This window comes from Ensifer sp. LC384, assembly GCF_001695865.1.
GTDB lineage: Bacteria > Pseudomonadota > Alphaproteobacteria > Rhizobiales > Rhizobiaceae > Ensifer.
The window spans coordinates 115115-142084 of the sequence record NZ_MBST01000001.1 but is presented as its reverse complement, the minus strand read 5'-3'; the positions used below and the strand labels follow the sequence as shown (position 1 = coordinate 142084).

At 62.7% G+C, this 26970-nt stretch carries 32 protein-coding genes; 19 read left to right on the top strand and 13 right to left on the bottom strand.

Features of this window, described 5'->3' with window-relative positions:
- The first annotated feature begins 153 nt into the window (after positions 1-153).
- The 5 genes from nthA (at position 154) to BC363_RS35735 (ending at position 3185) form a co-directional block, all read left to right on the top strand.
- On the top strand, positions 154-798 hold the full coding sequence (gene nthA, locus BC363_RS00745; RefSeq protein WP_065786857.1) for a nitrile hydratase subunit alpha: 645 nt from the start codon (positions 154-156) through the stop codon (positions 796-798).
- Positions 795-1454: a nitrile hydratase subunit beta gene (nthB, locus tag BC363_RS00740; RefSeq protein ID WP_065786858.1), complete on the top strand. Its 660-nt coding sequence runs from the start codon at positions 795-797 to the stop codon at positions 1452-1454. The genes nthA and nthB overlap by 4 nt, the downstream gene beginning before the upstream one ends.
- Positions 1441-1812 carry a nitrile hydratase accessory protein gene (locus BC363_RS00735; RefSeq protein ID WP_065786859.1) on the top strand — a complete coding sequence of 124 codons (372 nt, stop codon included), beginning with the start codon at positions 1441-1443 and terminating at the stop codon, positions 1810-1812. The genes nthB and BC363_RS00735 overlap by 14 nt, the downstream gene beginning before the upstream one ends.
- Before the next feature lie 399 nt (positions 1813-2211).
- Positions 2212-2919 carry a DUF2092 domain-containing protein gene (locus BC363_RS00725; RefSeq protein WP_244512650.1) on the top strand — a complete coding sequence of 236 codons (708 nt, stop codon included), beginning with the start codon at positions 2212-2214 and terminating at the stop codon, positions 2917-2919.
- A gap of 41 nt (positions 2920-2960) precedes the next feature.
- Positions 2961-3185, top strand: a complete 225-nt coding sequence (locus BC363_RS35735; RefSeq protein WP_083223755.1) for a hypothetical protein — start codon at positions 2961-2963, stop codon at positions 3183-3185.
- 79 nt (positions 3186-3264) lie between these two features.
- Here BC363_RS35735 and BC363_RS00715 read toward each other — a convergent pair whose 3' ends face one another.
- From BC363_RS00715 to BC363_RS00700, 4 genes are all read right to left on the bottom strand, one after another.
- Entirely contained in the window at positions 3265-4086 is an 822-nt protein-coding gene (locus BC363_RS00715) for an anti-sigma factor (RefSeq protein ID WP_065786863.1), read from the bottom strand.
- Positions 4083-4637, bottom strand: a complete 555-nt coding sequence (locus BC363_RS00710; RefSeq protein ID WP_065786864.1) for an RNA polymerase sigma factor — start codon at positions 4635-4637, stop codon at positions 4083-4085. The genes BC363_RS00715 and BC363_RS00710 overlap by 4 nt, the downstream gene beginning before the upstream one ends.
- The gene (locus tag BC363_RS00705; protein ID WP_065786865.1) at positions 4621-4992 is read right to left on the bottom strand and encodes a hypothetical protein; all 372 of its coding nucleotides are present in this window, start codon (positions 4990-4992) and stop codon (positions 4621-4623) included. The genes BC363_RS00710 and BC363_RS00705 overlap by 17 nt, the downstream gene beginning before the upstream one ends.
- 200 nt (positions 4993-5192) lie before the next feature.
- A complete protein-coding gene (locus BC363_RS00700; RefSeq protein WP_065786866.1) occupies positions 5193-6281 on the bottom strand; it encodes an AbrB family transcriptional regulator in 1089 nt (362 codons plus the stop codon).
- Positions 6282-6674: 393 nt separating this feature from the next.
- On the opposite strand from BC363_RS00700, the gene BC363_RS00695 reads away from it, so the two are divergent.
- A complete protein-coding gene (locus BC363_RS00695) occupies positions 6675-7802 on the top strand; it encodes an ATP-dependent RecD-like DNA helicase (RefSeq protein WP_065787029.1) in 1128 nt (375 codons plus the stop codon).
- 41 nt (positions 7803-7843) lie between these two features.
- The gene (locus BC363_RS00690; RefSeq protein WP_065786867.1) at positions 7844-8203 is read left to right on the top strand and encodes a VOC family protein; all 360 of its coding nucleotides are present in this window, start codon (positions 7844-7846) and stop codon (positions 8201-8203) included.
- A 55-nt stretch (positions 8204-8258) separates the two neighbouring features.
- Here the strand turns inward: BC363_RS00690 and BC363_RS00685 are convergent, their stop codons facing one another.
- The 3 genes from BC363_RS00685 to BC363_RS00675 all read right to left on the bottom strand — a co-directional run bounded on the left by BC363_RS00685 (position 8259) and on the right by BC363_RS00675 (position 11373).
- Positions 8259-8933: an MnmC family methyltransferase gene (locus BC363_RS00685; protein ID WP_065786868.1), complete on the bottom strand. Its 675-nt coding sequence runs from the start codon at positions 8931-8933 to the stop codon at positions 8259-8261.
- 228 nt (positions 8934-9161) lie between these two features.
- Positions 9162-9842 carry a MerR family transcriptional regulator gene (locus tag BC363_RS00680; protein WP_065786869.1) on the bottom strand — a complete coding sequence of 227 codons (681 nt, stop codon included), beginning with the start codon at positions 9840-9842 and terminating at the stop codon, positions 9162-9164.
- 418 nt (positions 9843-10260) lie between these two features.
- Positions 10261-11373 (bottom strand): hypothetical protein, encoded by a 1113-nt coding sequence (locus BC363_RS00675; RefSeq protein WP_065786870.1) that lies wholly within the window; start codon positions 11371-11373, stop codon positions 10261-10263.
- 460 nt (positions 11374-11833) lie between these two features.
- On the opposite strand from BC363_RS00675, the gene BC363_RS00670 reads away from it, so the two are divergent.
- Together BC363_RS00670 and BC363_RS00665 are read left to right on the top strand one after the other, a co-directional pair.
- Positions 11834-12586 carry a pyridoxine 5'-phosphate synthase gene (locus tag BC363_RS00670; protein ID WP_065786871.1) on the top strand — a complete coding sequence of 251 codons (753 nt, stop codon included), beginning with the start codon at positions 11834-11836 and terminating at the stop codon, positions 12584-12586.
- A gap of 453 nt (positions 12587-13039) precedes the next feature.
- Positions 13040-14254, top strand: coding sequence for a multidrug effflux MFS transporter (locus BC363_RS00665; RefSeq protein WP_065786872.1), 1215 nt, complete (start codon positions 13040-13042; stop codon positions 14252-14254).
- Between the two features lie 104 nt (positions 14255-14358).
- Here the strand turns inward: BC363_RS00665 and BC363_RS00660 are convergent, their stop codons facing one another.
- Positions 14359-15246 carry an SDR family oxidoreductase gene (locus BC363_RS00660; protein WP_065786873.1) on the bottom strand — a complete coding sequence of 296 codons (888 nt, stop codon included), beginning with the start codon at positions 15244-15246 and terminating at the stop codon, positions 14359-14361.
- A 208-nt stretch (positions 15247-15454) separates the two neighbouring features.
- On the opposite strand from BC363_RS00660, the gene BC363_RS00655 reads away from it, so the two are divergent.
- The 3 genes from BC363_RS00655 (at position 15455) to BC363_RS00645 (ending at position 17656) form a co-directional block, all read left to right on the top strand.
- Positions 15455-15859: a helix-turn-helix domain-containing protein gene (locus BC363_RS00655; RefSeq protein WP_065786874.1), complete on the top strand. Its 405-nt coding sequence runs from the start codon at positions 15455-15457 to the stop codon at positions 15857-15859.
- Between the two features lie 18 nt (positions 15860-15877).
- A complete protein-coding gene (locus tag BC363_RS00650; RefSeq protein WP_065786875.1) occupies positions 15878-17149 on the top strand; it encodes an NAD(P)/FAD-dependent oxidoreductase in 1272 nt (423 codons plus the stop codon).
- Between the two features lie 132 nt (positions 17150-17281).
- Positions 17282-17656, top strand: a complete 375-nt coding sequence (locus BC363_RS00645) for a glyoxalase/bleomycin resistance/dioxygenase family protein (RefSeq protein ID WP_065786876.1) — start codon at positions 17282-17284, stop codon at positions 17654-17656.
- 160 nt (positions 17657-17816) lie between these two features.
- On the opposite strand, the gene BC363_RS00640 is transcribed toward BC363_RS00645, so the two are convergent.
- Positions 17817-18536: an aspartate/glutamate racemase family protein gene (locus tag BC363_RS00640; RefSeq protein WP_083223732.1), complete on the bottom strand. Its 720-nt coding sequence runs from the start codon at positions 18534-18536 to the stop codon at positions 17817-17819.
- Between the two features lie 200 nt (positions 18537-18736).
- On the opposite strand from BC363_RS00640, the gene BC363_RS00635 reads away from it, so the two are divergent.
- The 3 genes from BC363_RS00635 to BC363_RS33150 all read left to right on the top strand — a co-directional run bounded on the left by BC363_RS00635 (position 18737) and on the right by BC363_RS33150 (position 19895).
- The gene (locus BC363_RS00635; RefSeq protein ID WP_065787031.1) at positions 18737-19201 is read left to right on the top strand and encodes an Lrp/AsnC family transcriptional regulator; all 465 of its coding nucleotides are present in this window, start codon (positions 18737-18739) and stop codon (positions 19199-19201) included.
- A gap of 8 nt (positions 19202-19209) precedes the next feature.
- Entirely contained in the window at positions 19210-19617 is a 408-nt protein-coding gene (locus BC363_RS00630) for an isochorismatase family protein (protein ID WP_202618512.1), read from the top strand.
- Positions 19618-19715: 98 nt separating this feature from the next.
- Positions 19716-19895 (top strand): hypothetical protein, encoded by a 180-nt coding sequence (locus BC363_RS33150; RefSeq protein ID WP_202618511.1) that lies wholly within the window; start codon positions 19716-19718, stop codon positions 19893-19895.
- Between the two features lie 183 nt (positions 19896-20078).
- Here the strand turns inward: BC363_RS33150 and BC363_RS00625 are convergent, their stop codons facing one another.
- The 3 genes from BC363_RS00625 to BC363_RS00615 form a co-directional block, all read right to left on the bottom strand.
- Positions 20079-20348 (bottom strand): antibiotic biosynthesis monooxygenase, encoded by a 270-nt coding sequence (locus tag BC363_RS00625; protein WP_065786878.1) that lies wholly within the window; start codon positions 20346-20348, stop codon positions 20079-20081.
- A gap of 171 nt (positions 20349-20519) precedes the next feature.
- Positions 20520-20783, bottom strand: coding sequence for a hypothetical protein (locus BC363_RS00620; protein WP_065786879.1), 264 nt, complete (start codon positions 20781-20783; stop codon positions 20520-20522).
- Between the two features lie 476 nt (positions 20784-21259).
- The gene (locus BC363_RS00615) at positions 21260-21655 is read right to left on the bottom strand and encodes an Ohr family peroxiredoxin (RefSeq protein ID WP_065786880.1); all 396 of its coding nucleotides are present in this window, start codon (positions 21653-21655) and stop codon (positions 21260-21262) included.
- A 154-nt stretch (positions 21656-21809) separates the two neighbouring features.
- On the opposite strand from BC363_RS00615, the gene BC363_RS00610 reads away from it, so the two are divergent.
- The 4 genes from BC363_RS00610 to BC363_RS00595 all read left to right on the top strand — a co-directional run bounded on the left by BC363_RS00610 (position 21810) and on the right by BC363_RS00595 (position 26297).
- Entirely contained in the window at positions 21810-22316 is a 507-nt protein-coding gene (locus BC363_RS00610) for a MarR family transcriptional regulator (protein ID WP_065787032.1), read from the top strand.
- Positions 22317-22975: 659 nt separating this feature from the next.
- Positions 22976-24244 carry an NAD(P)/FAD-dependent oxidoreductase gene (locus BC363_RS00605; protein ID WP_065787033.1) on the top strand — a complete coding sequence of 423 codons (1269 nt, stop codon included), beginning with the start codon at positions 22976-22978 and terminating at the stop codon, positions 24242-24244.
- Positions 24245-24587: 343 nt separating this feature from the next.
- Positions 24588-25061 carry a hypothetical protein gene (locus tag BC363_RS00600; protein ID WP_065786881.1) on the top strand — a complete coding sequence of 158 codons (474 nt, stop codon included), beginning with the start codon at positions 24588-24590 and terminating at the stop codon, positions 25059-25061.
- Between the two features lie 3 nt (positions 25062-25064).
- Positions 25065-26297, top strand: a complete 1233-nt coding sequence (locus BC363_RS00595; protein ID WP_065786882.1) for an HlyD family secretion protein — start codon at positions 25065-25067, stop codon at positions 26295-26297.
- A 117-nt stretch (positions 26298-26414) separates the two neighbouring features.
- Here the strand turns inward: BC363_RS00595 and BC363_RS00590 are convergent, their stop codons facing one another.
- The gene (locus BC363_RS00590; RefSeq protein ID WP_348272185.1) at positions 26415-26957 is read right to left on the bottom strand and encodes a DUF1801 domain-containing protein; all 543 of its coding nucleotides are present in this window, start codon (positions 26955-26957) and stop codon (positions 26415-26417) included.
- Positions 26958-26970: the final 13 nt, after the last annotated feature.

Here is a 26970-nt window from a genome sequence, read left to right as displayed (position 1 = left end):
TCCGTTTATGCGGTAGGACTAGTGCCCAATTCTTCAAGTCGGCGTCGAATGACGGATAGAATTATACAGCAAGTTTAATGTGTTACGGCGTCCTTGATGCGCAATGTTAGACGCGCGGCGCTGTAACGGCGTTTCCGGCAGAGGAGCCACGGAATGTCTGCGCATGACCACGGGCATGACCACGATCACGGCGATCATCATCACGACAACCATTTTACCGACATGGAAGCGCGGGTGAAGGCGCTGGAGACCGTGTTGACGGAAAAGGGGTTGATCGATCCGGCGGCGATCGATGCCATCGTCGAGACTTACGAGACGAAGATCGGCCCGCGCAACGGCGCCCGGGTGGTGGCGAAGGCCTGGGTGGATCCCGATTTCGCCGAGTGGCTGAAGCGCGACGCGACGGCGGCGATCGCCAGCCTCGGCTATACCGGCCGGCAGGGCGAGCACATGCGCGCCGTGTTCAACACGGCAGACACGCACAATCTCGTCGTCTGCACCCTCTGCTCCTGTTATCCTTGGTCGGTGCTCGGCCTACCGCCGGTCTGGTACAAGGCGCCGCCCTATCGTTCGCGCGCGGTCATCGACCCGCGCGGTGTGCTTGCGGAATTCGGGCTGACGCTCTCCGAGGGCAGGCGCATCCGCGTGTGGGATTCGACGGCGGAGTTGCGCTATCTCGTGGTGCCCGAGCGGCCAGCGGGGACCGATGGTCTCAGCGAGGAGGAGCTTGCCGACCTCGTGACCCGCGACTCGATGATCGGCACCGGGCTTGCGCTTTCTCCGGAGACGCAGCGATGAACGGCCCGCACGATCTCGGCGGGCAGCATGGGCTGGGTCCGGTCGCGCCCGAGACGAACGAGCCCTATTTTCACGCCGAATGGGAAAAGCGGGCGCTCGGCGTGACGCTCTCCTGCGGCGCTTTCGGTGCCTGGACGATCGACGAGAGCCGGCACGCGCGCGAATGCCTGCCGCCGGCGACCTACCTTTCGGCGAGCTATTACGAGATCTGGACGCGGGCGCTGGAAGCGCTGTTGAAACGGCACGGCTTCGTCACCCAGGCCGAGCTCGACGGCGGCCACATGCTCGAAAAAGGCGCCGAGCCCAAGCGCGTGCTGAAGGCCGATATGGTGCCGGCGGCCCTTGCCAAGGGCGGGCCTTGCGACCGGCCGGTCGATGCGCGCCCGCGCTTCGTCGTCGGCGAGCGGGTGCGCACCAAAAACTTCAATCCGACGACCCATACGCGGCTGCCGCGCTATGCGCGCGCCAAGGTCGGCACGATCGAGGCGGTGCAGGGCTCCTTCGTCTTCCCTGACGATAACGCCCATGGCCGGGGCGAGAATGCGCAGTGGCTCTATACCGTGGTGTTCGACGGCGACGAGATCTGGGGCGAGGGCGCCGATCCGACGCTGATCGTCTCGATCGATGCCTGGGAGAGTTATCTTGAGCACCTGTAAGACGACATCGCCGCTTACCGCTTCCGCCGAGCTGCCGAAATCGCCCGAGGGCGATCCGGTCTTTGCCGAGCCGTGGCAGGCTTCCGTCTTCGCGATGACCGTGCGGCTGCACGAAAAGGGCGTCTTTTCCTGGAGCGAATGGGCAGAGGCGCTTTCGGCCGAACTCTACAAGCCCGGCCGCAAGGCCGATGCCAGCGATTATTTCGATTGCTGGGTGTCGGCGCTGTCGCGGCTCGTCACCGAGCTTTCGATCACCTCCAACGGTCAGCTGGACACCCTGACGAAGAGCTGGCAGCGCGCGGCCGAAGCGACCCCGCACGGAAAGCCGATCCTCATTGAGAACGATCCGCTGCGGTGATTGTGCCGGGCAGTTGTTGGCTCGACGCCAAGACGGGACGAGCAGCGCAGTCATCGATGACTGCAACGTCAAGGGCGCTACGCGGCCCAGGGCATGCCTCCGATAGCCTCTGCTAGGGAAGAAAGAAGCCAATGCAATCCGGCGCTTGAGCCATGGCAAGGAAAAGATGTTGGCGAACGCGGCTTTGTCAACGATGATCAAATGCGAGGATGAGGTCGCCGGCCGATCACATCCAAAAGAATTGCGCGATGCGGCGCCGGCCGTCCCAACATCCCTCCTGACCAGCAAGTTGTTCAAGACCATCCGTGCAAAGTCCCAGCGATTGAGTCCATTCAGGTCGTATCAATAGCGGAGGAAGACATGAGATCCGAAAGTCGACTAGCCACAGGAATACTCGCCTTGGCACTGTTCGTGCCTGCTGCGCATGCGGAGGATGATGCCCGCGCCATTCTTAAATCCATGTCGGATTACCTGGCGAAGCAGCAGGCCTTCACTGCAACCTTCAACTCCGACATTGAGGTTGTGACGCCCGAAATGCAGAAGGTTCAGTTCGCGAGTTCGGGTCAGGTTTCCGTCAGCCGCCCGGACAAGGTGCATGCCGCCCGCACAGGCGGTTTCGCCGATATCGAGATGTTTTTCGACGGCAAGCAGATGACTATTCACGCGAAGGACGCCAAAGTCTTTATGCAGACCGATGTGCCGGGGACGATCGACGATCTGGTTTCGAAGCTTGAAGCAGACGGCCATGCGTTGCCCGGAGCCGACCTGATTCTGTCGAACGTCTACGATGCGCTCAATGCCGGCGTCATCGATGCCAAGCATATAGGCACCGGCGTGGTTGGCGGAGTGGAGTGCGAGCACCTCGCCTTCCGCAACGCGGATACGGACTGGCAGTTGTGGGTGCGCACCGGGCCAGAACCAATTCCCTGCAAGTATGTCATCACCTCCAAGGCCGTGGGGGCTGCGCCGCAGTATACGCTCGTCATCAATTCCTGGAGTGGAGGGGCGAAGGATGATTTCTCGTTCGCACCGCCGGCCGACAGCAAGCAGGTGGATGCGAAGGCGATGCCCCATATCGACGAAGTTCCAGAAGGAGCGAACCAATGACCCGCCGCACGAGACTCGCCGCCCTGGCAGGCGGTATTGCCATGATGCTCTTGGGCGATCTTCCGACAATTGGGACCGGCTCTTTCATCTCCGAAGCCCAGGCCCGTGTCGGACGCCCGCTGACGCCGGTAAGCTACGCTGGAGTGGCGCGCCGGACGACGCGCCGGACCGTCGCCGCGGGAGCTGCGGTCGGTGCAGCAGTCTACGCCCCCGGCTGCGTGCAGGCTGTCGATGCATACGGGCGGATTTATTACAGGTGTCCCTGAAGGCTCAAGCCGTTGACCGAACACGACGTGCGCTGAAGGTAGCACCCAATCTTGAGAGACGCCGGCGAGGGAACGGCGTTCAAGACGCCGCAGTCTTCTCGAACTGGCGGTAGCATTCGTCGGCGACCTTCTGCAAAAGCGCGCGCGGCACTTCGCCGGTGACGGCGTAGCCGATCGGCCCGTCGATCCAGTAGAAGGTTTCGACGCCGCCGCTGCTGTCGATGCGGAAGCTCGTTTCGCGGTTGTCGGGGTTGCGGCCGAGAAGCACCGTCAGCCGCTGGCCGCTCGCGTCCTCATACATGAACAGCGCGCCCGCCTTGCCGTTGACCGGCAGAAGCCGGCCGCCGACGAGCGAAAAACCGAGCTTCGACAGGTCGGGGATGTTGAGCGGATGATCGAGCCGCTTGCCGAGCCAGGTGGCAAGGTGGGTCTGCTGGTCCGGCCCGACCTCGACGGCGTGGCGCACCTCGCTTGCATAAATCAGGAAGGCCGATTGCGCCTGCCGCGGCAGGCTTTCACCCACCTGGGCCACCTGTTCAGGGCGTCCGGGGGCGAGGATATGCGGGGCATAAAGCCCGGTGAGGGCGCCGGCGGCAAAGAGCAGCAGACCGGCGGCAATACGGCCACCAAGGCTCGCATTCCATCGATTGCCCGAAGGAAGGGCAGCCTGCCTGCCGCTCGCGCCTGAAAGCAGCGTCCGGTCGCGCTCGTCGCTGCGGGCATAGGTGGAGAACATGGCACGAAGCTCGGTTGCCTGGCCCTGCCATTGACGGACTTCCTCGGCGCGCGCGGGGTTGCGCCCAAGCCATAACTCGACCCGCGCCCGGTCCGCCTCGCTCAGGAAGCCATCGACATAGGCGTGGAGGTCGTCGTCGGAGACGGTGTTCAATTCGTCCGTCATTTCGGTCTCCGCATGCTGATCACGTTGTCGTCCTTCATCGCTTCGGCAAGCTGGTGGCGCGCTCGCGACAGGCGCGACATCACCGTGCCGATCGGAATGGCCAGCATGTCGGCCACATCCTGGTATCGGTATCCCTCGATCACCACGAGCATCAGCACCGAGCGGTTTTCCGTCGAAAGGCCGTTCAGCGCCCGTTCCAGCCGCGAGCGTTCGAGCGGATCGCTCTCATGGGTTTCGGCCTGCAGGCCGAGATCGTCGTCGAGCTCGACCTGCGGGTGCAGCGCCGTGTGCCGGTGCCGGTTGCGGCTGAGATTGGTCATGATGGTGAAGGCCCAGGCGCGCAGGTTGACGCCACGCCACTGGGCGCGGCGCGCCAGAACCTTCTCGACACAATCCTGCAGCAGGTCCTCACCGTCCGGATCCGAGCGCACGAGGCTGCGCGAATAGCGCCGGAGCGCCGGCATCAGCGCCAGCACGTCCTCCTCGAACCGGTCGGATGCGGGGTCATGCTCCCCCGCATCCGCATTTGCGCCGTCACGGCTTGACGACATCCCATTCGCCCTTCAAGCCGTCTCCGGTAATGTCACCCATCTTCGCGTCCTTGATAAAGAAGTAGAGCGGCATGCCGTCCTTTGCCCACTGCTTGGCTCCATCCTTGCGCTCGACGATCGTAAAGGCGCCTTCGGCCGCCGCATCGCCTTCGACCATGAACGGCGGCCAGTTCTTCGCGCATTCGTCATAGCAACTGGAAACGCCGCCCTTGTCGTCCTTGTAGGTGTAAAGCGTCATGCCGTTTGCTGCGGCCAGCACATTGCCCTTTGCCGTTTCCACCGTCTTGACCGGAGGTGCCGCAAAGGCGGCGCCGGCGACAAGGGAAATGGCAATCGCTAGGGGTAACGTTCTCATGGGAGCTTTCCTTCCTCAAGTTGTTTCTACTGCATCATTCCTCAGCGTCCTTTGCGCGTGATCTTTGACGCGCGGCGCTGCAGCGGAGCGCGCAGGCGCGCGGATCCTGACATGAGACACGGAGAGGGCGGGGATTATTCCCGGATGTGTTGCATCGTCACAAATTTCTCAAGCGCCGACGCAGACGAGCTGAACCGCGTTCAGGCGCGATCAGCGACGAAGCGGGCGAGCGCCGGGCCGATCATGGTGATGATCATCAGGCGGGCGCTCTGCAGCGCCATGACGAAGGAGAGGTCGACATTGCTCGAGGCGGCGATCACCGCGATCGAATCGAGCCCGCCCGGGCTGGTGGCAAGATAGGCGGTCAGCGGGTCGATGTCGGCGACCTTGATCAGGAGCAGGGCAAGCAGGCCGGAAAACGAGATCAGCACGACGATCGAGATCACCGTCGGCACCAGCGCGCGGCGCGCATGGGCAAGGATGGAGCGGGTGAAGCCGAGGCCGATGTTCCAGCCGAGCAGCGCGTAACAGAGCGCCAGCAGCCATTGCGGCAGCTCGGTGGTCATGACGCCGCTGACATTGAGGGCGGCGCCGACGAGGAACGGCAGCAGGAAGGCGCCGGCCGGCACACGCAGCATCCGGCCCGCAAAGGCCGCACCGAGCCCGACGGCAAGCGTTGCCAGGAACGGCAATGCGGAGACCGGCTCGAACCAGACGATCGCGGTTTCCGCCGCCGCGCCGGTCACCCAGAGATGGGCGACCATCGTTGCGGTGCTGGCAACGAAGATGACGCGCAGATACTGCATGAAGGCGACCAGGCGCGCATCGGCGCCATAGGCATCCGCCATCAGCAGCATGGTGGAGGCGGCACCCGCCGACGAGCCCCAGATCGCCGTCGTGCCCGGCAGGATGCGCATGCGGGTGATCACCCAGCCGCACAGCGTGCTGACGGCGATGACGGAGAGAATGACGCCGAGGAACAGCGGCCAATTGCCGGAAAAGGTGCCGAGCATGCCGGGTGTCATCGCGCCGGCGATCATCATTGCAAGAATGAACTGCACGCAGAAGAACATCTGCTTGGGCAGGCGGATGGTGCAGCCGTTCATGCCGAAGAGCACCGCCGCCAGCATCGGCCCCATCAGCAAGCCGGCGGGGATGCCGATCAGCTCGAGGACCACCGTAAAGACGACGGAGACCAGCGTGAGCAGCAGCCATTGCAGCGCCGCTGCAAGGCGGCCGATGCCGACGACTTGAGAAGACGAGGGCGTGGCGGGCTGGTCGGGCTTCAAGCGCATTCTCCGGCATTGCCTCAGTCGGCTGGCGCGTTCATGCCTGCCTGATCAGGATGGCGCGGGCCGTCTCGGGATCGAGACGCCTGCAACCGCTCGTTAGCAGCATTGCGCGCGGGCATTCAAGCGGCAGGCAGGCCACAGGGCAAGAAAGTGCCACAGCGGACTTGGCGGGAGGCTGACTGGTTGGGAGACGCAATCCCGTGACATGGCGTGCGCCATTGCGCAGCGGCGCTGAGCATCCTCGCGCCCGATAGATCGGCGATATCGCCTTGATCTGGTGAGGATTTCACGATGGAGGGTGCCAAGACGGCCGGCGCCGGGCGGTCGTCGCGGTTTGACGACCCGAAATCCGGGCTTGCTTGTGCGCCCCGAATCCTGACACTTCGCGTCATGCAATTTGCACCGCAACAGGACGAGGCCCTCAAGGCCGTTTCGCAATGGCTTAAGGAAGGTCGCTCGCAGCTCTTCCGGCTGTTCGGTTATGCCGGCACGGGCAAGACGACGCTTGCGCGCCATTTCGCCGAGCATGTGGATGGCGATGTGCTGTTTGCCGCCTTTACCGGCAAGGCCGCCCAGGTGCTGCGCTCCAAGGGGGCCAGCAACGCCAAGACCATCCATTCGCTGATCTACCGGCCGCGCGGCGAGGAGGAGGTTTCCGACGAGGAGACTGGCAAGACCTCGATCGCGCCGATGTTTTCCATCAACCGGCAAAGCCCGGTCGCCAAGGCGGCGCTGATCATCGTCGACGAATGCTCGATGGTCGACGAAGCGCTCGGCAAGGACCTGATGAGCTTCGGCACGCCGATCCTGGTTCTGGGCGACCCCGGCCAGTTGCCGCCGGTCACCGGCGGCGGCTATTTCACCAACCAGGAGCCGGACTACCTGCTCACTGACATCCATCGCCAGGCGCGCGACAACCCGATCATCCGGCTGGCGATGCAGGTGCGCGAGGGCAACGAGATCATGCATGGCGACTACGGCACCACGCATGTGATCGGCCGCGGGCAGGTCAACCAGGAGCTGGTGCTGGAGGCCGACCAGGTGCTGGTCGGCACCAACAAGACCCGGCGGCGCTACAACCAGCGGCTTCGCGAACTCAAGGGCTTTACCAGCGAATATCCGCAATCCGGCGACAAGCTGGTCTGCCTGCGCAACGACCCGGCCAAGGGGCTGCTCAACGGCTCGCTCTGGCAGGTCATGAGCTCGTCGAAGGAAACGGTGAAGCCGGGCATCAACCTGATGATCCGCCCGGAAGACGACGACATGGACCGCGGTGCGGCCAAGATCAAGCTGTTGAAGGCGGCCTTCGAAGAGGTCGAGGGCGAAATCCCCTGGTCGACGCGCAAGCGCTACGACGAGTTCGACTTCGGCTATGCGCTGACGGTGCACAAGGCGCAGGGCTCGCAGTGGAACAATGTCGTGCTGTTCGACGAAAGCTGGGCCTTCCGCGATACCCGTGAACGCTGGCTTTATACCGCGATCACCCGTGCCGCCGAACGCCTGACGATCGTTCGCTGACGGCCGGCGGGTGCTGAGCCTTCGATGGCAAGGAGACCAGAGTGCCGATCAACAGGATCATCCTTTACGCGCACGACGTTGAGGCAACCGTTCGCTTTTACGAGAAGCACTTCGGCTTTCGGGCATCCCGTGAGGCGGGCGACCGGATCATCGAGCTGATCTCAGGGGAGGGCGGCGCCAGCCTGATGATCCACCCGGCGGCCAAGGGACAGCGACGCGGCCAGTCGCTGGTCAAGCTGGTATTCGATGTCAGGGATGTCGGGGCCTTCTGCGAGCGTAGCGCTGCCGAAGGGCTGGTGTTCGGAGCGATCCACCAGGCAGACGGCTATCAGTTCGCCAACGCGAAGGACCCAAACGACAACCCGATCTCGGTCTCAAGCCGCGCGTTCCGCAAAATGTAGCAGTCGACCGCAATGGCGTCTTGGCAAACCAAAAGCTGGTCGCTGAACAGGTTTTCTACCGTTTGGTCGCCATCCACAGGACATGGCGGGCGCCACCGCGTTTGCCGTTGGCACGCACATTCACCTCGTCGGTGGCAAAGCCGACCTCGCGCAATCGGCGTGTAAAGGCGCTATCCGGCGCGGATGACCAGACGGCAAGGACGCCGTTCGCGCGCAGGGCCGCTTTGGCTGCACGAAGGCCGGTGTGGTCATAGAGGCTGTCGTTGGAGGCGCGTGTCAGCCCATCGGGGCCATTGTCGACATCAAGCAGGATGGCATCGTAAGCGGCCGTCTTCGAGCGGATCAGCGCGCCGACATCACCGATGTGGATATCGACCCGTGGATCCTCGAGCGTGCCCTTGTGGAGATCCACCATGGGACCACGCGCCCACTCGACGACGGCGGGCACGAGTTCTGCGACCACGACCCGGGCATCGTCCGGCAGCGCGCCGAGTGCGGCGCGCAACGTAAACCCCATGCCGAGGCCGCCGATCAGCATGCTGGCGTTTTTCCGGCCTGCGATCCGCTCGCAGCTCAGTGTCGCCAGTGCCTCTTCCGAGCCGCTCAGCCGGCTGTTCATCAATTCCGTCGAGCCAAGCATGATGGAAAATTCGCTGCCGCGCTGCTTCAAGCGCAACTCGTCGCCGTCACCGGGAATGGTTGCGCGGTCTAGCTGGATCCAGGGAAGCATCGGGGTATCTCATTTACGTTGTTTGAGCGCCTCGTAACATGAGCGTGGTGCTGAGAACATCACATTGTTGATGAACCAGGGGGAATTGCGCCCGAATTGACCCCGCCACCGATGGCCGGAGATTTTTTGACCTTGGTCGCACCGCAGACGCGGCACTGCTTCATCCCTGCGGCGAGCACAGGGATGAAGGCGAGAAAACCGCGCCGGCGCGAAGAAAGATGCCTGCGGTTACTCCGCGGCGATCATGCCGGATAGCACCGCCTTGGCGATGGCCTGGAAGCGGTTGTGGGCGCTGAACTTGCGGATGATTCCTGCCTCGAGCGTGAGGGCGGCCGCCAGGTCCATCTCCATCAGCCGGGCGATGCGTGAGGCGGGATAGCCTTCGGCCATGAAGGTGAGGCATTCGCTTTCGAGAGGCGAGAGATGCACGTGTTCGCCGTCGTTGGGCGAGGCCTCGCCATATCCGGCCTCGCTTTCCAGCAGTTCGGCGATGCGTTGCATCTGGCGGCGCAGGTTGGATTGCTGGGCGGCCAGTTCGCGGCGTCGCGACAGCAACGCTTCCTTGAACAGCCGTTCGGCCTCAATCTGGTCGTCTGCACCGGCGAGACTTGAGAGCAGCTCCTGGATGGCCGCGATCGGCATGTCGATTTCGCGGCAGGCGTTGATGACGGCCATGCGCCGGATATGGTCCGGACCATAGACCCGCATCGGCCCCATGCGGGCGGCGATCAGCAGGCCCTTCTCCTCATAGAAATGCAGGGTGCGGTGGGTGACGCCGAAAGCATCGGCCATATCGGCGATTGCAAGCGGACTGGAGGGATCGTGGTGAGGAAGCGGCAGTTTGGGCAGGTAGCCGACACGCTCGGGCGCCGCCAGCACGCCCTCGTATTTCCAGTAGTCTCGCGGCATATCGATTGTCCCCGGTTGACGGTGCCTTGGCGCTCCTTCAGGGCGCGAAGGCGGCCGTCACGCTTCGATTTGCTGCATAATTGATCCCGATATCGCTGCCGATTTACGGGATTATGCCGCAGGCATCCGGAACCTGCCGCGACCGTGCGGTGCAACCGGAGCGGAACCAATCCACGCTCCGAGGCCACCGCCGTTCGTCGACGATAGCGCCTGCTGCTCGGCTGGGGCACACCGCGCGAAGGGCGCGGTTACTGCTGACAATTGTGCTTGCCTGACGAGCAACCAGGCACCAATTCCCAACGCATGACTACACCGTATACGCGAATCGCATATATGAATAGTCCTTAATATTGCAGGGGGAACGCTGGTCTGAGCCGTGGCGGCTGGGCCTCTTCGGCCGAGAGAACCGTGGCTTGCGTCAGTGGCCGATGACCCGGAGCGGGCTCTTCGCGCTGAGGATGAACAGAGGCTCATCGCCGCGCAGCGGTGCCAGACTTTGCTGGCAGGACCAGGCCCGCTCGAAGCTGCCGCGCGTCAAAAGCTTGCGATACTGAGCGGTCGCCGTCATGCAATCCATCAGCGGGCTCTGGATCTGTTCCTCGCTCGCATGGGTGTAGATATCGCCATCGAGCGAAAACAGTTCGGATGCCAGCGACATGCTTTCAAACAGCAGGTCCGGTTCGCTCTTCAGCCGTTCGAGGGTGATGAAATCCTGCCGCAGCGGCACGCCTTCGCCGTCATGCTTGAGGGTCACGCGCACACCGGCTGCGGGCGCATCGTACCAAGTCAGATCCAGCGAAAACGACAGCGCCGCATTGCGCGATACCGGTCGCCCGGTGTCGCCGTCGGTCGCGCGCGCCAGCGTCTTGTGGCGCTGGGCGGCGGTGCGAAGGGCGGTGGCGAAGGCTTTGACATCGCTGTTCTGGTCGCCGGATATGGTGACGTTGACGGAGGGCAGGACGCGCTCGGTCGAATGGCGGCCGTTGAAGAGCTTCGCCTGTGCATCGATGTCCAGCGTCATCTCCGGCGAGGGCAGGGGCGCAAACAAGAGCAGCGGCAGCACGGACAGGACGGCGAGCGGCGATGACAACGGTGCCGGCGGCCAGGCCGATTTCTGGCCGGGAAGGCGCTTCCTCGTCAGCTTCGGCTGGCGGGCCCGCGGTTCGGCGGGGCTGGCCGCGTCGATCGGCTGACGGCTGTATTCCGGGACATAGGTGCCTTTCGGAATGATCAGGTGCCATTCGTCTTCGGCGCCGTCGGTCTCGTAATAGGCCTTGAGCAATTTGCGCAGCTTGCCCGCATGCACCCGCACCAGCGGGTCGCTGTCGGCATTGAACGCCTGAGGGCGATCGAAGACGTCGATGGCGATCGAATAGCCCTTCAACTGGGGGCCTTCGCCGATCATCTCTTTTTCGACGACATAGGCGAGAAAGGCGCGCAGGCGTTCGGAACGCGCGAAAGCCTTGCTCTCGAGGATACGGCGAAGGTTTTGCCGTATCGTCTCGTCGCAGGGTCTTTCGACCGTCGTCATCGGTTGTTGCTCCAGGTTCATTTGCCGCGAAACTTTATGAATGTGATCGAAGGGCAGACTGCCGCACTTCGATATGATTCGGAAATTTAGGCCCAAAAAAAGGTGTTGTCAGGAGTGCTCGTCTCTAAACTTGAGTTTTATCTGAAATAAACGCAGGAATTGCGTCCTTCCCCTGTGGCAGAACGTAGCGGCGCGACATTTTCGGCCCGGAACGGGCAGCATCCGCGCTGGTTGCTGCCTTGATCCACAGGGCCGGATGGGACGCCTTGCATGTCAGACCTCACCAATGTCAAGGTTTCCCCAAGACACGGCTGACAAACGAGCGGTGTCGGGAGCCGACTTTTGTCGGCGGACGTACTCTTTGGAATTGCTGCATAATCCTGCCTCAAACCGTTTTCGGTTTTTGCAATTATGCAGTAGAAGATTGCATTGACATTGCCCGCCTCTGGAAAGTTCCGACATGCCCGCAAAACTGTCCGTGAATCTGAATGCCGTTGCCATGCTGCGCAACCGGCGCGATCTTCCCTGGCCGTCCGTCACCGCGCTCGGCCGCATCGCTCTCGAAGCCGGCGCAAGCGGGCTGACGGTGCATCCGCGCCCCGACCAGCGCCATGTGCGCTTTTCCGACCTGCAGCCGATCCGTGATCTCATCGACGACGAATTCGCTTCGACCGAATTCAACATGGAAGGCTACCCGAACGAGGAATTTCTGCGCCTCGTCGAAAGCCATGAGCCGGAGCAGGTGACGCTGGTGCCTGATGATCCGGCGCAGGCGACCTCGGACCACGGCTGGGACTTTCGTAAGAACCACAATCTTCTGGGCAATGTCGTCGGCCGGCTGAAGAAGAAGGGCTTTCGCGTTTCGCTGTTTGCCGACGGCGACGAGGACGCGGAGGCGCTGCGCATCGCCAAGGAAACCGGCGCCGACCGCATCGAGCTTTATACCGGCCCCTATGGCGGCTGCTATGACGACCCGGAGAAGGCGGAAAAGATCGCCGCCGAACTCGGCCGCACGGCGGAAATCGCCGCCAGCCTCGGGCTCGAGGTCAATGCCGGGCACGACCTGACGGTCGCCAACCTGCCGCTGCTTGCCAAGCACATCCCGAACCTGGCCGAAGTGTCGATCGGCCACGGCTTGACGGCGGATGCGCTGGAATACGGCATGGCCGAAACCGTGCGCCGCTTCCGCCGCGCCTGCGGCCAGACGGTTTGACCTGACCGGTTGCCCGCGACGCCCGACGCCGCTGCAGACCGGGCTGCCGGATGAGGCGGCTGGCGGGCACAGAGCCTGCCTGCGGCGGAATGCTCATTCCGGCAGCGCCGCTCGGCGCTGTAACATTTTAAAATTGCTGGATAATTTTCTCCATAAATCGATTTCGATTTACGGAGGCATGCAGTCGCTGCGCCCTGAAAACCGGTCGGTGAAGCTTTCGCTTACAGCGTCCTTGCGACAAAATCGGGCGGTTGTCAGCCTGGTGGATGTTTCACACCTCAATTTCTAAGCGCGGCAGAAATCCCGCAGGCGGTGCTGAATTTTCGGGACCATGTCTGTCGCAAATATCAGCGGCAAAAGAACAAAGTTTTGTGGACGGTCTTGCGACTGGCGCGCGCATTTTGCGGCAGGACTGCTATAGGTCGAGCCTATCTTTTCCCTTGTGTGCGGCCAATGACATCTCCCACCAGTTTCCGCGAGCGCATCGCTCTCTATGCCCTTCTGACCTCGCTGACCTCCATCAGCATCGACGCGCTGTTGCCGGGGTTGCGTCAGATTGGGGCTGATGTCGGCGTTGTGCCGCCACTCTCCACCCAGCACATCATTTCCCTTTTCATCCTTGGCATGGCGTTCGGAGAGTTGCTGCTGGGGCCGCTCTCCGACGCGATGGGACGAAAGAAGGCGCTGGTTCTCGGCCTTGGCGTCTATGCGCTCGGAACGGTCGTCGCCATGGCGGCTGGATCACTCGAAATGGTGATCTTCGGCCGGTTTCTTCAGGGGATCGGGGTTTCAGGGCCGAAGATCGCCACACGGGCGATGATCCGCGACCAGTTCGAGGGCGATGCGATGGCCCGCGTCATGTCGTTCATGTTCACGCTCTTCATTCTCGTGCCGATGCTGGCTCCTGCCTTGGCGCAGGGCATCATTGCCATCGGAGGCTGGCGCAGCGTCTTCGCGGTCTATCTCGGGGTGGCAGGCCTTCTCGGGCTATGGCTGGTCATGCGGCAACCGGAAACATTGCCCGCCGCCAAGCGCATTCCCTTTCGCCCGAGATTTCTCCTGCTGAACGGGCGGCGTATCCTGTCAAACCGGCGCGTGACGCTGCTGATCGTGGCGACCGGGCTCGTCTTCGGTGCGCAGCTCCTCTATCTCAGCACGGCGGCCGATCTCTTCTTTGATGCCTATGGGATCGGACAAACCTTCCCGTTGTATTTTGCGATGCTGGCGGCAGGGATCGGACTTGCCTCGTTCCTCAATGCGAAGCTCGTGCAACGCTTTGGCGCGGAGACCATGGCGCGCTCCGGCTTTGTTGGCCTGGCGGCGGCGGGACTGGTGATGTTGGCAGCGTCAACCTTCTGGGGCGGGCGGCCGCCACTGACTGTGCTGATGGTGCTCGGCTTTGCGGCGTTCTTCGCGATCGGGGTGCTGTTCGGCAACCTGAACGCCATGGCAATGCGCTCGCTTGGACAGGTTGCGGGGCTGGGGGCGTCGCTGATCGCCTCCGGATCGAGCCTTGTCGCCACCCTGTTCGCGATCGCGATGGGCGCCTTTTACGATGGTTCGACGCTTAACCTGTCGGCGGGGTTCTTTATCGCGGGTGTCAGCGCGCTCGCTCTGGCCGAAATAGCGGTGCGGGCAGATGCCTCACCGGTGGAAGCCATACGATAGACGGGGCGAAGCTCGACAGACCCTGCGAAAAGTCTGCAGGCGATGGGTTGTCGACAGATTGAGAGCCGGCATTTGCCGGCCCTCTTCGTTTCAATGGCGACCGCTCAGCCGGCAAGTCTTGCCTTGCTGGCTTCGAGGAAGGCGGCGAGCGGCAGCGGGGTAGCGCCGGTCAGGGTCGTCACGTCGCTTGTCACCATGTCGATATGGCCCTCGCGGGTGTTGGCGTCGAAGGAGACGACGATCGGGATGAGGAAGTCGGGCAGGCCCGCCCCCTTCAACCCGCCGGCCAGCGCGTCGTCGGAAATGTGCACGACATCGAGCGGCTTGCCGGCCGCCTTGGAGACGAGAGCGGCGATCTCGTCGGTCGAGCGCAGCTCCGGGCCGGTCAGCGTGTAAACGCGGCTTTCATTGCCGGCGGAAAGCAGGGCGGCTGCGGCGGCTTGTGCCGCATCGGCGCGAGCGAGGTGGGCGAGGCGGCCCTTGCCCGAGGACGAGTACCACTGTCCGGTTTCAAGCGCATGCGGCAACGCCATGAACAGGTTTTCCATGTACCAGCCGTTGCGCAGGATCGTGTAGGGGATGCCGGTCGCCTTGATGGCGTTTTCGGTGCCGAGATGATCAGGCGCAAACGGAATGACCGAGGTCTCCGGATTCGGCATCGAGGTGTAGAGAATGTGCTTGGCGCCGGCTTTCTTCGCGGCCGCGACGGCAGCCAGATGCTGACGCAGGCGCTTGCCCGGCTGGTCGAGCGCGTCGGTGGAAATGATCAGGATGCGGTCGGCGCCGGCAAAAGCCGCGTCGAGCGAGGCCGGATCGTCGAAGTCGGCGACGCGTGCCTGCACGCCCTTGCCGACATAGTCGGAGAGCTTTGTCGTGTCGCGGCTGGTGGCGATGATGTTGGCCGGCTCGACCTTGCCGGATGCCAGCAGCGCATCAAGCACGAGCTTGCCGAGCTGGCCGGTGGCGCCGGTCACGAGCAATGTTTCGGACATGAACTTTTCCTTCTTCTCTGTGATGTCAGCCGATTTGCCCCGTGTAGAGCATCCATGCTGATTGTAGGTCTCTTTTTGATAGTTGCTCTAATCTAGTAATCTGGTAAGAGCTGTAAAGGAGGCAGTTTTTTCTGCTGTGGTTACACAAAGGGTACCGTCCCCCCCAATGAGCAAACCGAGATGAGCAAACCGAGATGGGCAGGCTGGCATGAACAAGCTGACCTGTGATGTGAAGGGCAAGCGCGTGGCGATGGTCTGCGGCGTGCCGATGGATGTCGAGAACTGTCCGGTGCGCGATGTCATGGACAATATCGGCGGCAAGTGGAATTCGCTGATGATCCTGTCCTTGGCCGACGGGCCTTTAAGGTTTTCCGGGCTCAGGCGGCTGATCCCGGATATTTCCCAGCGCATGCTGACGCAGACGCTGCGCGACCTGCAGCGCGACGGCTATATCAGCCGCACGGTCTTTCCGACGCAGCCGCCGAGCGTGGAATATGCGCTGACCGATCTCGGGCGCTCACTCCTGGAATTGCTGAAGCATTTCGTCGACTGGTCGCTTGCCAACCATGCGGCAATCCGCACGGCCCGCGACACCTATGACGGGGCGCCGTGAGCGGCTATTGCTGACCGTATGAAGAGACTCGATATCGGCATTGCCGGCGCCGGGCCGGCGGGGCTTGCCTTAGCGCTCATGCTTTCCCGGCAGGGCCACCGCGTTGAAATTCTGGAACGTTTCGCGGAAGCCTCGCCTGTCGGCTCCGGGCTGATGTTGCAGCCGACCGGGCTGACGGCGCTCGACGCGCTCGGGCTGCTGCCGGCGATGATGACGCTCGGCAGCCGCATCGACCGGCTGCACGGCGCCGACGCGACGAGCGGCCGCACCGTGCTCGACGTGCGCTATGACGCACTTTCGGGCGGCCGTTTCGGACTGGCGGTGCAGCGCGCGGCGCTGTTCGGGGTGCTGCACGATGCCGTCGCGGCGGCCGGCATCCCTGTTCACACCGGGGTGACGCTTGCAGCCGCCACGACCCTTGGTGCAAAGGCGGTGCTGGTGGATGCCTCCGGCCGGGAAACCGGATGCTATGATCTCGTCATCGACGCGACTGGCGCGCGCTCGACAATTGCGGCGGGGGCAACGACGGCGCCCGGTGTGCGCGAGCTTGCCTATGGCGCCTTTTGGGCGACGCTCGACAGTGACGGCCTGACCCATGACCGAAACGCGCTGACACAGTGCTACGACCGCGCCAAGGTGATGATCGGCATTCTGCCGGCGGGCCGGGCACGGCCGGCAGCGCGCGACCATGTTGCCTTCTTCTGGAGCGTCAAGGTCTGCGATGCCGACGCCGTGAAGATGGCGGGCCTCAACAGATGGAAGGCGGGCATTCGCGGCTACTGGCCGGATTGCGCGCCCCTGCTCGACCAAATCGATGATTGGGACCAGCTGACGCTGGCGCGCTATGCCCACCGCACCATGCGCCCGCCCGTGTCGGGCCGCGTCGCCTTCGTCGGCGACAGTGCGCATTCGACCAGCCCGCAACTGGGGCAGGGCGCAAACATGGCGCTGATCGATGCCGCGACCCTTGCCCATGCGTTGTCGGTGACCGACAACATCGATGCAGCACTTGCCGCCTATGGCCGCGCAAGGCGCAATCATATGGCACTGTTCCAATTGCTGTCGCTGGCCTTCACACCCTTCTACCAGTCGGATTCGACAGCCCTTGCCTGGCTGCGCGACCGGCTGGTGGCGACGATCGCACGCATCCCGCCGGCACCGGCGCTGCTGGCCTCAATCGTCTCGGGCACGCTGATCGACCCCTTCGCGGCTGCCGGGCTCGAGGAGTGCGACTGGCACGCCGTTCGCGCGCAGCCGTTCGCCGAAAGCGCTGTTGCGGTGTCGGCCTGAGCGCACCGCGAGCCCCGCATCAGCGTGCAACGCATCGTCTTGGACGCCGGATGAAACCCTGTATAAGGCCCGCTCCCTGCAGGGGCGGTGAACCGATCCCCAAATGATTCTTTGCGCTGGCGAGGTGTTGCGATGACTGATTTTGTGGCTGCGGTTCTGGTGCATGTCGCCGACGTGGAGGGTGGGCTTTCCTGGTACCAGCGTGCCTTCCCACGGGCCGAACGGCGCCGGCTGGACGCCTTCGATTTCGAGTATCTGCAGATCGGTTCGACCCATCTGGAAATCGTGCCGGCGGACGAGAAGGTGGCAAGCGGAGCGGCCGGTTCGGTCGTCTATTGGCAGGTCGAGGATTTCGACCGGGCGCTTGCCCATTTCAACGATCTCGGCGCGCCGCTTTATCGCGGTCCGCTGGCGATCGAAGACGAATTGTGGATGTGCCAGGTTCGCGATCCCTGGGGCAATTGCATCGGCCTGCGCGGGCCACGCATCGGGCAGGAAACCGCTTGAGTCTTCGTCGCGCCTGAACGGCGGCGAACGCCGTGCGCACGACGCGGCGATTACCTCTCAGGGACCGTTCGGTGTGGACCAACGGGCAATGGCCCCCAACGCAGGCTGGAGGCCATTTTCAGTTGCGATGAATGGATGCAGGCGGCGGCGATTGCCAGCCTTACGCGGCGCGGCGGAAATCCTGCACGCCGAGGGCAAATTCGACGGCGGCGTCGGCGTGGATCGCGGTGGAATCGAAGCCCGGCAGCGGCAGCGCCTTCGGGTCGAGGATCAGGCAGATCTCGGTGCAGCCGAGGATGACGGCGTCGGCACCTTCGGCCTCGGCCTTGTCGATCAGCTCGATCAACGCCTTGCGGGAAGGGCGCAGCACCTTGCCGGCGCAAAGCTCGTCGAAGATGACGTTGTGCGTCAGCGCGCGGCCGTCCGCATCGGGCACCATCACCTCGATGCCGTGGCTCTTCATGCGCTCGGCGTAAAAGCCGTGCTCCATGGTGTAGCGGGTGGCGAGCAGCAGCGGCTTGCGGATGCCGGCGGCCTTGAGGCGGGCGGCAGTCTCGTCGATGATGTTGATCAGCGGAATGTCGACGGCCGCCTGCACCGCGTCGGCGATCAGGTGCATGGTGTTGGTGCAGATCAGCACGCAGTCGGCGCCGGCTGCCTTCAGCCCGCGGGCAACATCGGCGAGCCTTCTTGCGGCGTCGTCCCAACGGCCGGCCTTCTGCAGGTCGATGATCGATTGGAAGTCGACGGAGTGCAGCAGCACCTCGGCCGAATGCAGCGCGCCCAGCCGTTCGCGAACGGCTTCGTTGACCATGCGATAATAGACCACCGAGCTTTCAAAGCTCATGCCGCCGATAAGGCCGATCTTGCGCATTTCCATCGTCTGTTTCCCTGATCCTGTCGCCATCCGCATCGAGATGCGGCCAGCTGTTGTTCGATGCGGACACTATGCCGGACCTTCATCGGCAATGGTTCGCTTTGATGGCGCGAGGACGGTATTTTGACGCGATCCAATTGCGCTGGATAGCAATGTTATGCAAACATGCAGCGTGGCATATCGATGAAGTGGGAGTGGTGAGCGTGCTGGATGAGCGGGACAGGAAGCTTTTGGCGCTGTTGCAGCAGGATGGGAGCATGGCGGTCGGCGAACTTGCCGACCGGGTGAACCTTTCGCTTTCCGCCTGTTCGCGCCGCATCCAGCGGCTGGAGGAGGCGGGCTATATCGCCAAGCGCATCGTCGTTCTCGACCGCGAGCGCATGGGCGTGCCGACCACCGTGTTCGCGATGATCAAGACGGCGCATCACTCCGACGAGTGGATCGAGACCTTCCGGCGGGCGATCAGCGACATTCCCGAGATTGTCGAGGCGCACCGACTGACCGGAAACTACGACTATATCGTCAAGGTCGTGTTGCCGCGGGTCGAGCATTACGATGTGGTCTACAAGCAGATCGTGCGCAAGGTGGAGCTCTTCGACGTTTCCGCTTCGATCTCGATGGAAATCCTGAAGAGCGGCACGGCGGTGCCGGTCGATTATGCGGAATGATTGAGGCGGTGAGCGAGAACGACGTCAAACTGGCGCAGGCGCTTTTGGTCGTCGATGTGCAGCGCGCCTTCATCTCGGGCGGGGATGCGGTGCCGGATCACCTGTCGCTGCAGCGGGCCGTCGGTCGGCTGCTGGAGCGGGCGCGGGAGAGGGAAGCCCCCGTCCTGTTCCTGCAGAACGACGGGCCCGAGGGCACCCCGGATGAGCCGGGCACGGACGGCTGGCAGCTGTTCTTCGATGCAAGGCCCGGTGAAACGGTCGTGCGCAAGTCTGTCGACGATGGCTTTCACGGCACCGATCTCGAGGCGCAACTGAGGAGGCACAGGGTCGAAACCCTCGCGATCTGCGGCATGCTGTCGGAAATGTGCCTGGCGGCAACGGCGCGCCGGGCGATCGATATCGGCTTTACTGCATAATTCCTTAAATCGGATCCGATTTAAGGAGAAAATTATGCAGCAAGTTTAAAGCGTTACAGCGTCCTTTGCGCGTCATATTTGACGCGCGGCGCTGTAAGGTGATCCTCGCCCATGATGCGCACGCCACCTATGATGTGCCACCGGGGCCGGGCGGCTCGGAAAGAGTGCCGGCGCGCATGGCGGCGCGGGCGGCCGAATGGTCGCTCGGCGACGAGATCATGCTGGTGGGAACCGTCGACGAGATCGGCTTCGAACCGACGCTTGCGCAGGTGCGGTAGTGCTGGGCTGCCGACCGTATGATCAGGTCAGGCAATCTCTGCTTTGCGAGCGCCGATCCATGCAGGCGCAGGTGGCGGAGAACGCGCAACTGAATGCGCTGTTGCCATGACTGCGGCCTTGCGCAAGAGCGTTTGCTGCGCTCCGGAGGCCGGCCGACCAAGCAGATGTCATTTCCGGTTGCTTCACGCCTTGTTGGTAAACCACACGGTTGGTGTGCCCAGCACGCCGCCTTGGCGCATCGCTGCCTTCAATTCGTCCAGCTTGCCGAATGCCTGAGCCGCTTCCAGCGTCGCAAACTCATGCGTTACCGTCACATCGTTGGGATTGTCGGCGGCTTGATAAACCGCCTCCGCCAGAACCCCGTTTGCCTTTTGCATGGGCGAAAACGCGTCGTACACACGGCGCCAGGCCGCGTAATCGGAGACCTCGTGCCTCACGAACAATGTCGTCATATCATCCTCCCGCGTAGTATTTCCAAAGCTGCTTGAGACATGCGTCCTGTCCGGGACGCATCTGATCCAGGGCGGAGAAAGCCAATTCGGAACGCGTTTGGGATGCTTTGCAGTGCCGAGGCTTGGTCATGGAAGCCGCAAAACCGTTCCGGCTCAGCGAGGCGTCGATTGCTAGGATTGAACGAGGAACACCAGGGTTTCCGGCAGCACGCCGTCATGCGCCATCGCATCCGCTGCCGCTTTGGTTTGCATGAAGGCGTCCAGTTTGGCCATGTCGGCAACGTCCATGACCAAGCCGACCCGGTTGGACGCCTGGCGGTCTACAAAGGTGCGAATGTTCGTGACGCCGATGGGTTCGAGTATCTGCTTGCGGAGAGGTGAAGCGAGCCAGTGTTTGGCGTCTTTGACATCGTGATAGACCATGACGGTAGGCATGATGCCCTCCCTTGTGGGTCAAAAGTAAGAGCTAAGTACATATCTGCGTTTGGTGGCGTTCATTTCAATGATGCTACGAATGTGGCTGTTTTTTATCTGTGCATCCGAAAGATATTTCTGCCATCACTTCGGATTAATTCGAAGATAATACATTCGGTGGCCAGTTCTGCCGTGGCTGAACTTCGGGGTGATTTCCACGGCGAATTTCACCCGGTGGCGTTGGCTGTTTCACCAACAGTCGCGACAGGGATGAAATGGTGAGCTTGGGTGAGGGCTCGGGTGCGAAGCGCCTATCCCTAGGCAACCGCAAGCTTGACATGGAGGGCTTGGGCGGCCCCTTCCGGGGCCGCCCTGTGCTGGCAACCAGGCCATCGTGTTGTCGATAGCGATGGGCCAGACATGATCGTCCTTCGATTGTTCCGGTTCATTTGCATGCATGTGCCGACGGTTCTCGCCGAATGGAGAGACGATCCGCCTCAGACGAGGTTGGTCTCGACATCGATGTTGCCGCGTGTCGCCTTGGAATAGGGGCAGATGTCGTGGGCAGCATGGATCAGCTCGCGGGCGACGTCGCGGTCCAGCTCCGGCAGGCTGACATTGAGCCGAGCCCGCAGGAAGTAGGAACCGTCATCGACGTTCAGATCGATCTCGGTGTCGACCGCCAGGCCTGCCGGAAGCTTGATCTTTCTCTGCAGGGCGGCGACCTCGATCGCGCCGATATAGCAGGCGGACCAGGCAGCGCCGAAGAGGTTCTCGGCGGCCGGGTGCGGTTGCGCCAGCTTGAGGTCGAGCATGCCGTCGCTGCTGCGCGTGCCGCCGTTGCGGCCGCCGGTGTTGTGGGTCTTGCCGGTGAAAAGAAGCTTCTCGGTCATGGTGGTATCCTTTCTGGTTAATTTTTAGCGTATCCGCTTCAATCGGATGCGATGTAAATACGCGGGCTCGATCCGGATGTCAATACCGTTGCGATTTAATCGGATACGATTTATATAGGGATGGACAGCGAGGACAATGGAAGAGGATATGCCCATGCCCACATCCCCAGCAGCGAAAGGTGCGGAGACGACCGGACCTTCCTCACCGCAGGCCGAAGACGGCGGCAGGAAACTTTCGAACTTTCTGTGCTTTGCGATCTACTCCGCCAACCTTGCCTTCGGTCGCGCGTACAAGCCGATCCTGGACAAGCTCGGTCTGACCTATACCCAGTACGTGGCGATGGTGGCGCTTTCCGAGGAAGACGGCCAGACCGTGGGCACGCTTGGCGAGAAGCTTTTTCTCGAGTCGAACACGCTGACGCCCATCCTCAAGAAACTCGAATCCGAGGGCTATCTGCAACGCCGGCGCGATCCGGCCGACGAACGGCAGGTCCGCGTGACGCTGACGCCGGCCGGCCGCAAGCTGGTCGAAACAGACCCTGGTGCAGCGCTGACGGATGCGATCGGCCTCGGGGATGATTTTCCGGTCGTGCAGCAAACGGTGGTGAAGTTGCGCGACAATCTCCTTCATGCAACGCAGGCCGGCTCTGAGAAGGGGTGAGGATCGGCGGTGGACGGTCGGGAAACGTCGGCATCCGGACGCCAGGTCGGATATTTCGTCACTTCACGATCAGTAGCCCAACCAGCGAAGATAGCGTCGGCATCGGACGGCCGAATTCGTCTTACAAGGAAACGATCCGTGCAGAATTCTTCTGGAAACCGATACGTCGCGTTTATTCCAGGGTCCTTGAGTACTTAACTGCGCCCATGTCAGCATCAGTGAGCTTGGGTTTTCAACGTTCCGCCGCACAGCGTAACGCTCGGTGGTGCAAGATACATGATTTGCCGTCAGCAATCTGAGGGGGACGGCTTTTGCCGCCTCAGCTGCGCAATGATGGCGTGCCTGTCGTCTCGCACCGGTGAGCTGGCGGCCGACACCGCTCCTACCGCATCGCGACGTTTGCAAACGCGAGATTGCACCGACATTACACGAGATGTTTTTGATTGGGTTTCCTGACGGCAGCGGCGTGTCGATGGAGTGACGGTGCGGGAAGGTCGGCGACGGCTCCGGCGCAGGGTCTGGCCCCGATAGCCAACCACCCTATTGCAGTGCCTGCGCAAGCGCCATAACCGATTTTGCAAGGGTGACATACAAAGCCGGCGGTTGTGTTGGCGCGCTGCTGTCCCACATTTGAGGAAAGTCAAATCGGGATCATGGCCATGCAGGACAGGCATCATGTCGTCGTCGTCGGTGGAGGATTTGGCGGGCTGCAGCTCGTCAACGGGCTTGCGGGCGCGCCGGTGCGCATCACCCTGATCGACCGGCGAAACCACCATCTGTTCCAGCCGCTGCTCTACCAGGTCGCAACCACGCTGATCGCTACTTCCGAGATCGCCTGGCCGATCCGCCATCTCTATCGCGACCGGCCGGAGGTGACGACGCTTCTGGGCGAGGTGACCGGCGTCGATGCCGCCGCCAAAGCCGTGACGCTTAGGGGTGGGCAGGCCATCGGCTACGATACGCTGGTGATCGCCACGGGCGCGACGCATGCCTATTTCGGCCATGACGAATGGGAGCCGGTGGCGCCGGGGCTGAAGACGCTGGAGGATGCCACCACCATTCGCCGCCGCGTGCTGCTTGCCTTCGAGCAGGCGGAACTCGAGGAGGACCGCGCCGTTCGCGAGGCGCTTCTGACCTTCACGGTGATCGGCGCCGGGCCGACCGGCGTCGAGCTTGCCGGCATCATCGCCGAAATGGCCCATAGTACGCTGCCGGCCGAGTTTCGCCGCATCGATACGCGTCAGGCCCGGGTGATCCTGGTGGAGGCGGGGCCGCGCATTCTGGCAGCCTTCAGCGAGGACCTGTCCGATTATGCCAAGCGCGAACTGGAAAGGCTGGGCGTGGAGGTGAGGACCGGAACGCCGGTGACGGCCTGCACCGCTGAAGGCGTGACGATCGGCGAAAGCTTCGTCGCCAGCCGTACACTCGTCTGGGCGGCCGGCGTCCAGGCGTCGCCCGCCGCCCGCTGGCTGGGCATTGCCGAGGACCGGGCCGGCCGCGCGATCGTCGGCGCCGATCTCCAGGCGCCCGGTCATGACGATATCTTCGTCATCGGCGATACGGCCGCCGTGACCTATGACGGCGGCAAGCCGGTGCCGGGCATCGCGCCGGCCGCCAAGCAGCAGGGCGCCTATGTCGCCAAGGTTATCCGCGCGCGCCTTGCCGGCGGCAAGCCGCCCGGCGATTTTCGCTACCGTCACCAGGGCAGCCTGGCGACGATCGGCCGGCGGGCGGCGATCATCGATTTCGGTCGGTTCAAGCTCAAGGGCGCGCTTGCCTGGTGGATCTGGGGCATCGCCCATATCTACTTCCTCATCGGCACGCGCAGTCGTTTTGCCGTCGCCTGGAGCTGGTTCTGGACCTATCTCAGCGGCCAGCACAGCGCCCGGCTGATCACCCAGAAGGAAACCTTGCGCGACGGGCAATAGCGTCGCGGCAAGGGCGGCGGGTTAAGCATCGCGTGCGACAGACGCGCCGTTGCAAGGCACGGATCGCCTTGCGGCGCGTTGACGGATGTGCGTTGCAGTGATCGGCAAGGTCCGCCCGGATGCGGCCGATTGATAACAACCGTGATCGGCTGCGCGGCAAGAAAGACTTCTCTTTACAAGCATCAATTGTATGCTAACTATCTGAAATAATGCATGTCGCCCGAGAGTGTGCAGCGGTTTCGGGGCGGCGGCATATGTGAGAGCCTCGAGCATGCCGCCTGAATCCGTTCAGACGCGACGGGCCTAACGGGCTATGATCTGATCTGCGTTGGGGGAGACGGAGTTGGCAGAATTAGCGCATCCCAAGGCCATCGAGCACCTGCCGGTCTTCATCACCGCACCCGGTGAAACCGACCTTCTATTCAATTTCGTCGTCATCTTTCTGGTGGTTGCGATCTTCGCGGTCGGTACCTTCTATCTGCGGCTGCATTCTCTGCCCGAGACGCTGGCGCACAAGAGCCACAAGACCCAATACGAGCTGGTGGCGGTTCTGGGGCTGATCTCCCTGTTCACCCACAACAACATCTTCTGGATCGCGGCGCTGATCCTGGCGCTGATCGATCTGCCCGATTTCTCCTCGCCGCTCTCGTCAATCTCCCGCTCGCTCGAGCGGATTGCGGGCAAGGTCGATCAGTCGACTATGGCTGAGCCGGGGGGCATGGCGACGGACCCGGTGGCGAGCGAGCCGAAAGCATCGGCCAGTCAATCGTCGCCAGATCAGTCGTCGCCAGTTCAATCGGTGGAAGGGAGGGCGTGATACATGTTCGAGTTTCTGCTTTGCTCGCTCCTGACGATCTTTCCGGATTATCTCTTTCGGCGCTATGTCCAGGGCAAGCGGTTCGGACGCGAGATTACCCTCTATTCGGTGTGGTTCGAACTGCGCTGGGGTATCACCGCCTGCATCATCCTGACGATCTCGCTGATCACGCTCATCTTCTATTTCCATCCGTCGACCAAGAGCGTCACCTCGGCGTTTCGTACGGTGGCGATCCTGCCGGAGGCAGGCGGCCGCGTGACGGAAATCTATGCCACGCTCTTTGAGAAGGTGCAGGCTGGCCAGCCCCTTTTCAAGCTCGACAGCACCGAGGAGGAGGCCACCGCCGAGGTCGCGCGCCGCCAGATCGCCGAGGTCGATGCACAGATGACCGTTGCGCGCACCGAGCTTGTCGCCGCCGATGGCGCGATCACGCAGGCAGAGGCGGCTGTGCGGCAGGCCCAGGACGAGTACGACACCCAGGTGGAACTGAACCGGCTCAATCCCAACGTCGTCGCGCGGCGCGAAATTGAACGCCGGCAGGTCGCGCTCGAAGGACGCAAAGGCGCGCTCACTGCTGCCCTTTCCAGCAAACAGACGCTGGAGACGAAGATCTCGTCCTTGCTGCCCTCGCAAAAGGCAAGCGCGGAAGCGGCCCTGAAGCAGGCGGAGGTCGATATCACCAAGACCACGGTGCGTGCCGGCGTGTCCGGTACGGTGCAGCAGTTCACGCTCCGGGTCGGCGAAGTCGTCAATCCGCTCTTGCGGCCGGCAGGCGTGCTGGTGCCTGAAGATGCCGGCCGGGCGCGGTTGGTTGCCGGCTTCGGGCAGATCGAGACGCAGGTGATGAAGGTCGGCATGATCGGAGAGGCCACCTGCGTCGGCAAGCCCTTCACCATCATCCCCCTTGTCGTCACAGAGGTGCAGGAGGTGATCGCCTCCGGACAGGTGAGAGCCAGCGATCAACTCATCGACGTCACGCAGATATCAAAGCCCGGCACACTCACCGTGGTCATGGAGCCGCTTTACCCCGGCGTGCTCGATGACGTTCCGCCCGGCAGCAGTTGCATCGCCAACGCCTACACCAACAGTCATGACGAGATGGAAGCACCGGGCACGAGCACGTTGCGCTGGTTCTATCTGCACGTGGTCGACGCGGTTGGCCTGGTGCATGCGATGATTCTCCGCATGCAGGCGGTGATGCTGCCGGTGCAGACATTGGTGCTCGGCGGGCACTGATCGATCGTGGCGTCTGTTGAAGGCGAAACGGCGCGGCGCGTGTTCGAACCACGCCTGCCGTCTCGCGCTTGGCGAAGCGGCAGGTCGGGTCGATGCGTGCAAGGAGAGGCGGCGGCGTCACGCGTCCTTGCTTTTGGCCGCCTTTGCCCGGCTGGCCGAAGGCTTTTTCTTCTTTGACTTGGCCTGGTTGTAGTCGATGGCGGCGCGGATGAGGTTTTGCAGCGCGCGCTCGTCGATCTCGTCACCCTCGAAAACATCGATCGCGCGCCACACCTTGCCGCCGAAGCCGTTGTTGAACAGGTTTTCAGGGTCCGGCAGGCTGGCGCCGTGGGAGAAGGTAAGCTTGACCTTATCCTTGTGGGCATTGCCGACCGCAATGATCCCTTCGCGAGACCACACCGGGCTTCCCATCCACTTCCATTCCTCTGCTATTTCCTTGTCCGCTCCGAGGATGATCTTGCGCAGGTTGGCGAGCGTTTCACCACGCCAGTCGGTGATCCCTGCAATCAACTGGTCGATCTGTTCCGATGCGTTCATTGGGTCTCTCTCCTCCGGCTCCTCGATCGCCTGGGCGGCGCAAGCGTCGCCGCACAATGCCTCAAATCGGAATCGATTCAAGGTATTATGCGGCAGGGTTAATGTGTTGCGGCGCCTCCACATCGTGAAGCGCAGC

What these genes read in the sequence shown, in the direction of transcription:
- nthA (WP_065786857.1), top strand. Translation starts at nt 154, where the DNA reads ATGTCTGCGCATGACCACGGGCATGACCACGATCACGGCGATCATCAT.
- nthB (WP_065786858.1), top strand. Translation starts at nt 795, where the DNA reads ATGAACGGCCCGCACGATCTCGGCGGGCAGCATGGGCTGGGTCCGGTC.
- BC363_RS35735 (WP_083223755.1), top strand. Translation starts at nt 2,961, where the DNA reads ATGATGCTCTTGGGCGATCTTCCGACAATTGGGACCGGCTCTTTCATC.
- BC363_RS00715 (WP_065786863.1), bottom strand. Translation starts at nt 4,086, where the DNA reads ATGACGGACGAATTGAACACCGTCTCCGACGACGACCTCCACGCCTAT.
- BC363_RS00710 (WP_065786864.1), bottom strand. Translation starts at nt 4,637, where the DNA reads ATGTCGTCAAGCCGTGACGGCGCAAATGCGGATGCGGGGGAGCATGAC.
- BC363_RS00705 (WP_065786865.1), bottom strand. Translation starts at nt 4,992, where the DNA reads ATGAGAACGTTACCCCTAGCGATTGCCATTTCCCTTGTCGCCGGCGCC.
- BC363_RS00695 (WP_065787029.1), top strand. Translation starts at nt 6,675, where the DNA reads ATGCAATTTGCACCGCAACAGGACGAGGCCCTCAAGGCCGTTTCGCAA.
- BC363_RS00685 (WP_065786868.1), bottom strand. Translation starts at nt 8,933, where the DNA reads ATGCTTCCCTGGATCCAGCTAGACCGCGCAACCATTCCCGGTGACGGC.
- BC363_RS00680 (WP_065786869.1), bottom strand. Translation starts at nt 9,842, where the DNA reads ATGCCGCGAGACTACTGGAAATACGAGGGCGTGCTGGCGGCGCCCGAG.
- BC363_RS00675 (WP_065786870.1), bottom strand. Translation starts at nt 11,373, where the DNA reads ATGACGACGGTCGAAAGACCCTGCGACGAGACGATACGGCAAAACCTT.
- BC363_RS00670 (WP_065786871.1), top strand. Translation starts at nt 11,834, where the DNA reads ATGCCCGCAAAACTGTCCGTGAATCTGAATGCCGTTGCCATGCTGCGC.
- BC363_RS00665 (WP_065786872.1), top strand. Translation starts at nt 13,040, where the DNA reads ATGACATCTCCCACCAGTTTCCGCGAGCGCATCGCTCTCTATGCCCTT.
- BC363_RS00660 (WP_065786873.1), bottom strand. Translation starts at nt 15,246, where the DNA reads ATGTCCGAAACATTGCTCGTGACCGGCGCCACCGGCCAGCTCGGCAAG.
- BC363_RS00655 (WP_065786874.1), top strand. Translation starts at nt 15,455, where the DNA reads ATGAACAAGCTGACCTGTGATGTGAAGGGCAAGCGCGTGGCGATGGTC.
- BC363_RS00650 (WP_065786875.1), top strand. Translation starts at nt 15,878, where the DNA reads ATGAAGAGACTCGATATCGGCATTGCCGGCGCCGGGCCGGCGGGGCTT.
- BC363_RS00645 (WP_065786876.1), top strand. Translation starts at nt 17,282, where the DNA reads ATGACTGATTTTGTGGCTGCGGTTCTGGTGCATGTCGCCGACGTGGAG.
- BC363_RS00640 (WP_083223732.1), bottom strand. Translation starts at nt 18,536, where the DNA reads ATGGAAATGCGCAAGATCGGCCTTATCGGCGGCATGAGCTTTGAAAGC.
- BC363_RS00625 (WP_065786878.1), bottom strand. Translation starts at nt 20,348, where the DNA reads ATGACGACATTGTTCGTGAGGCACGAGGTCTCCGATTACGCGGCCTGG.
- BC363_RS00620 (WP_065786879.1), bottom strand. Translation starts at nt 20,783, where the DNA reads ATGCCTACCGTCATGGTCTATCACGATGTCAAAGACGCCAAACACTGG.
- BC363_RS00615 (WP_065786880.1), bottom strand. Translation starts at nt 21,655, where the DNA reads ATGACCGAGAAGCTTCTTTTCACCGGCAAGACCCACAACACCGGCGGC.
- BC363_RS00610 (WP_065787032.1), top strand. Translation starts at nt 21,810, where the DNA reads ATGCCCACATCCCCAGCAGCGAAAGGTGCGGAGACGACCGGACCTTCC.
- BC363_RS00605 (WP_065787033.1), top strand. Translation starts at nt 22,976, where the DNA reads ATGCAGGACAGGCATCATGTCGTCGTCGTCGGTGGAGGATTTGGCGGG.
- BC363_RS00595 (WP_065786882.1), top strand. Translation starts at nt 25,065, where the DNA reads ATGTTCGAGTTTCTGCTTTGCTCGCTCCTGACGATCTTTCCGGATTAT.
- BC363_RS00590 (WP_348272185.1), bottom strand. Translation starts at nt 26,957, where the DNA reads ATGTGGAGGCGCCGCAACACATTAACCCTGCCGCATAATACCTTGAAT.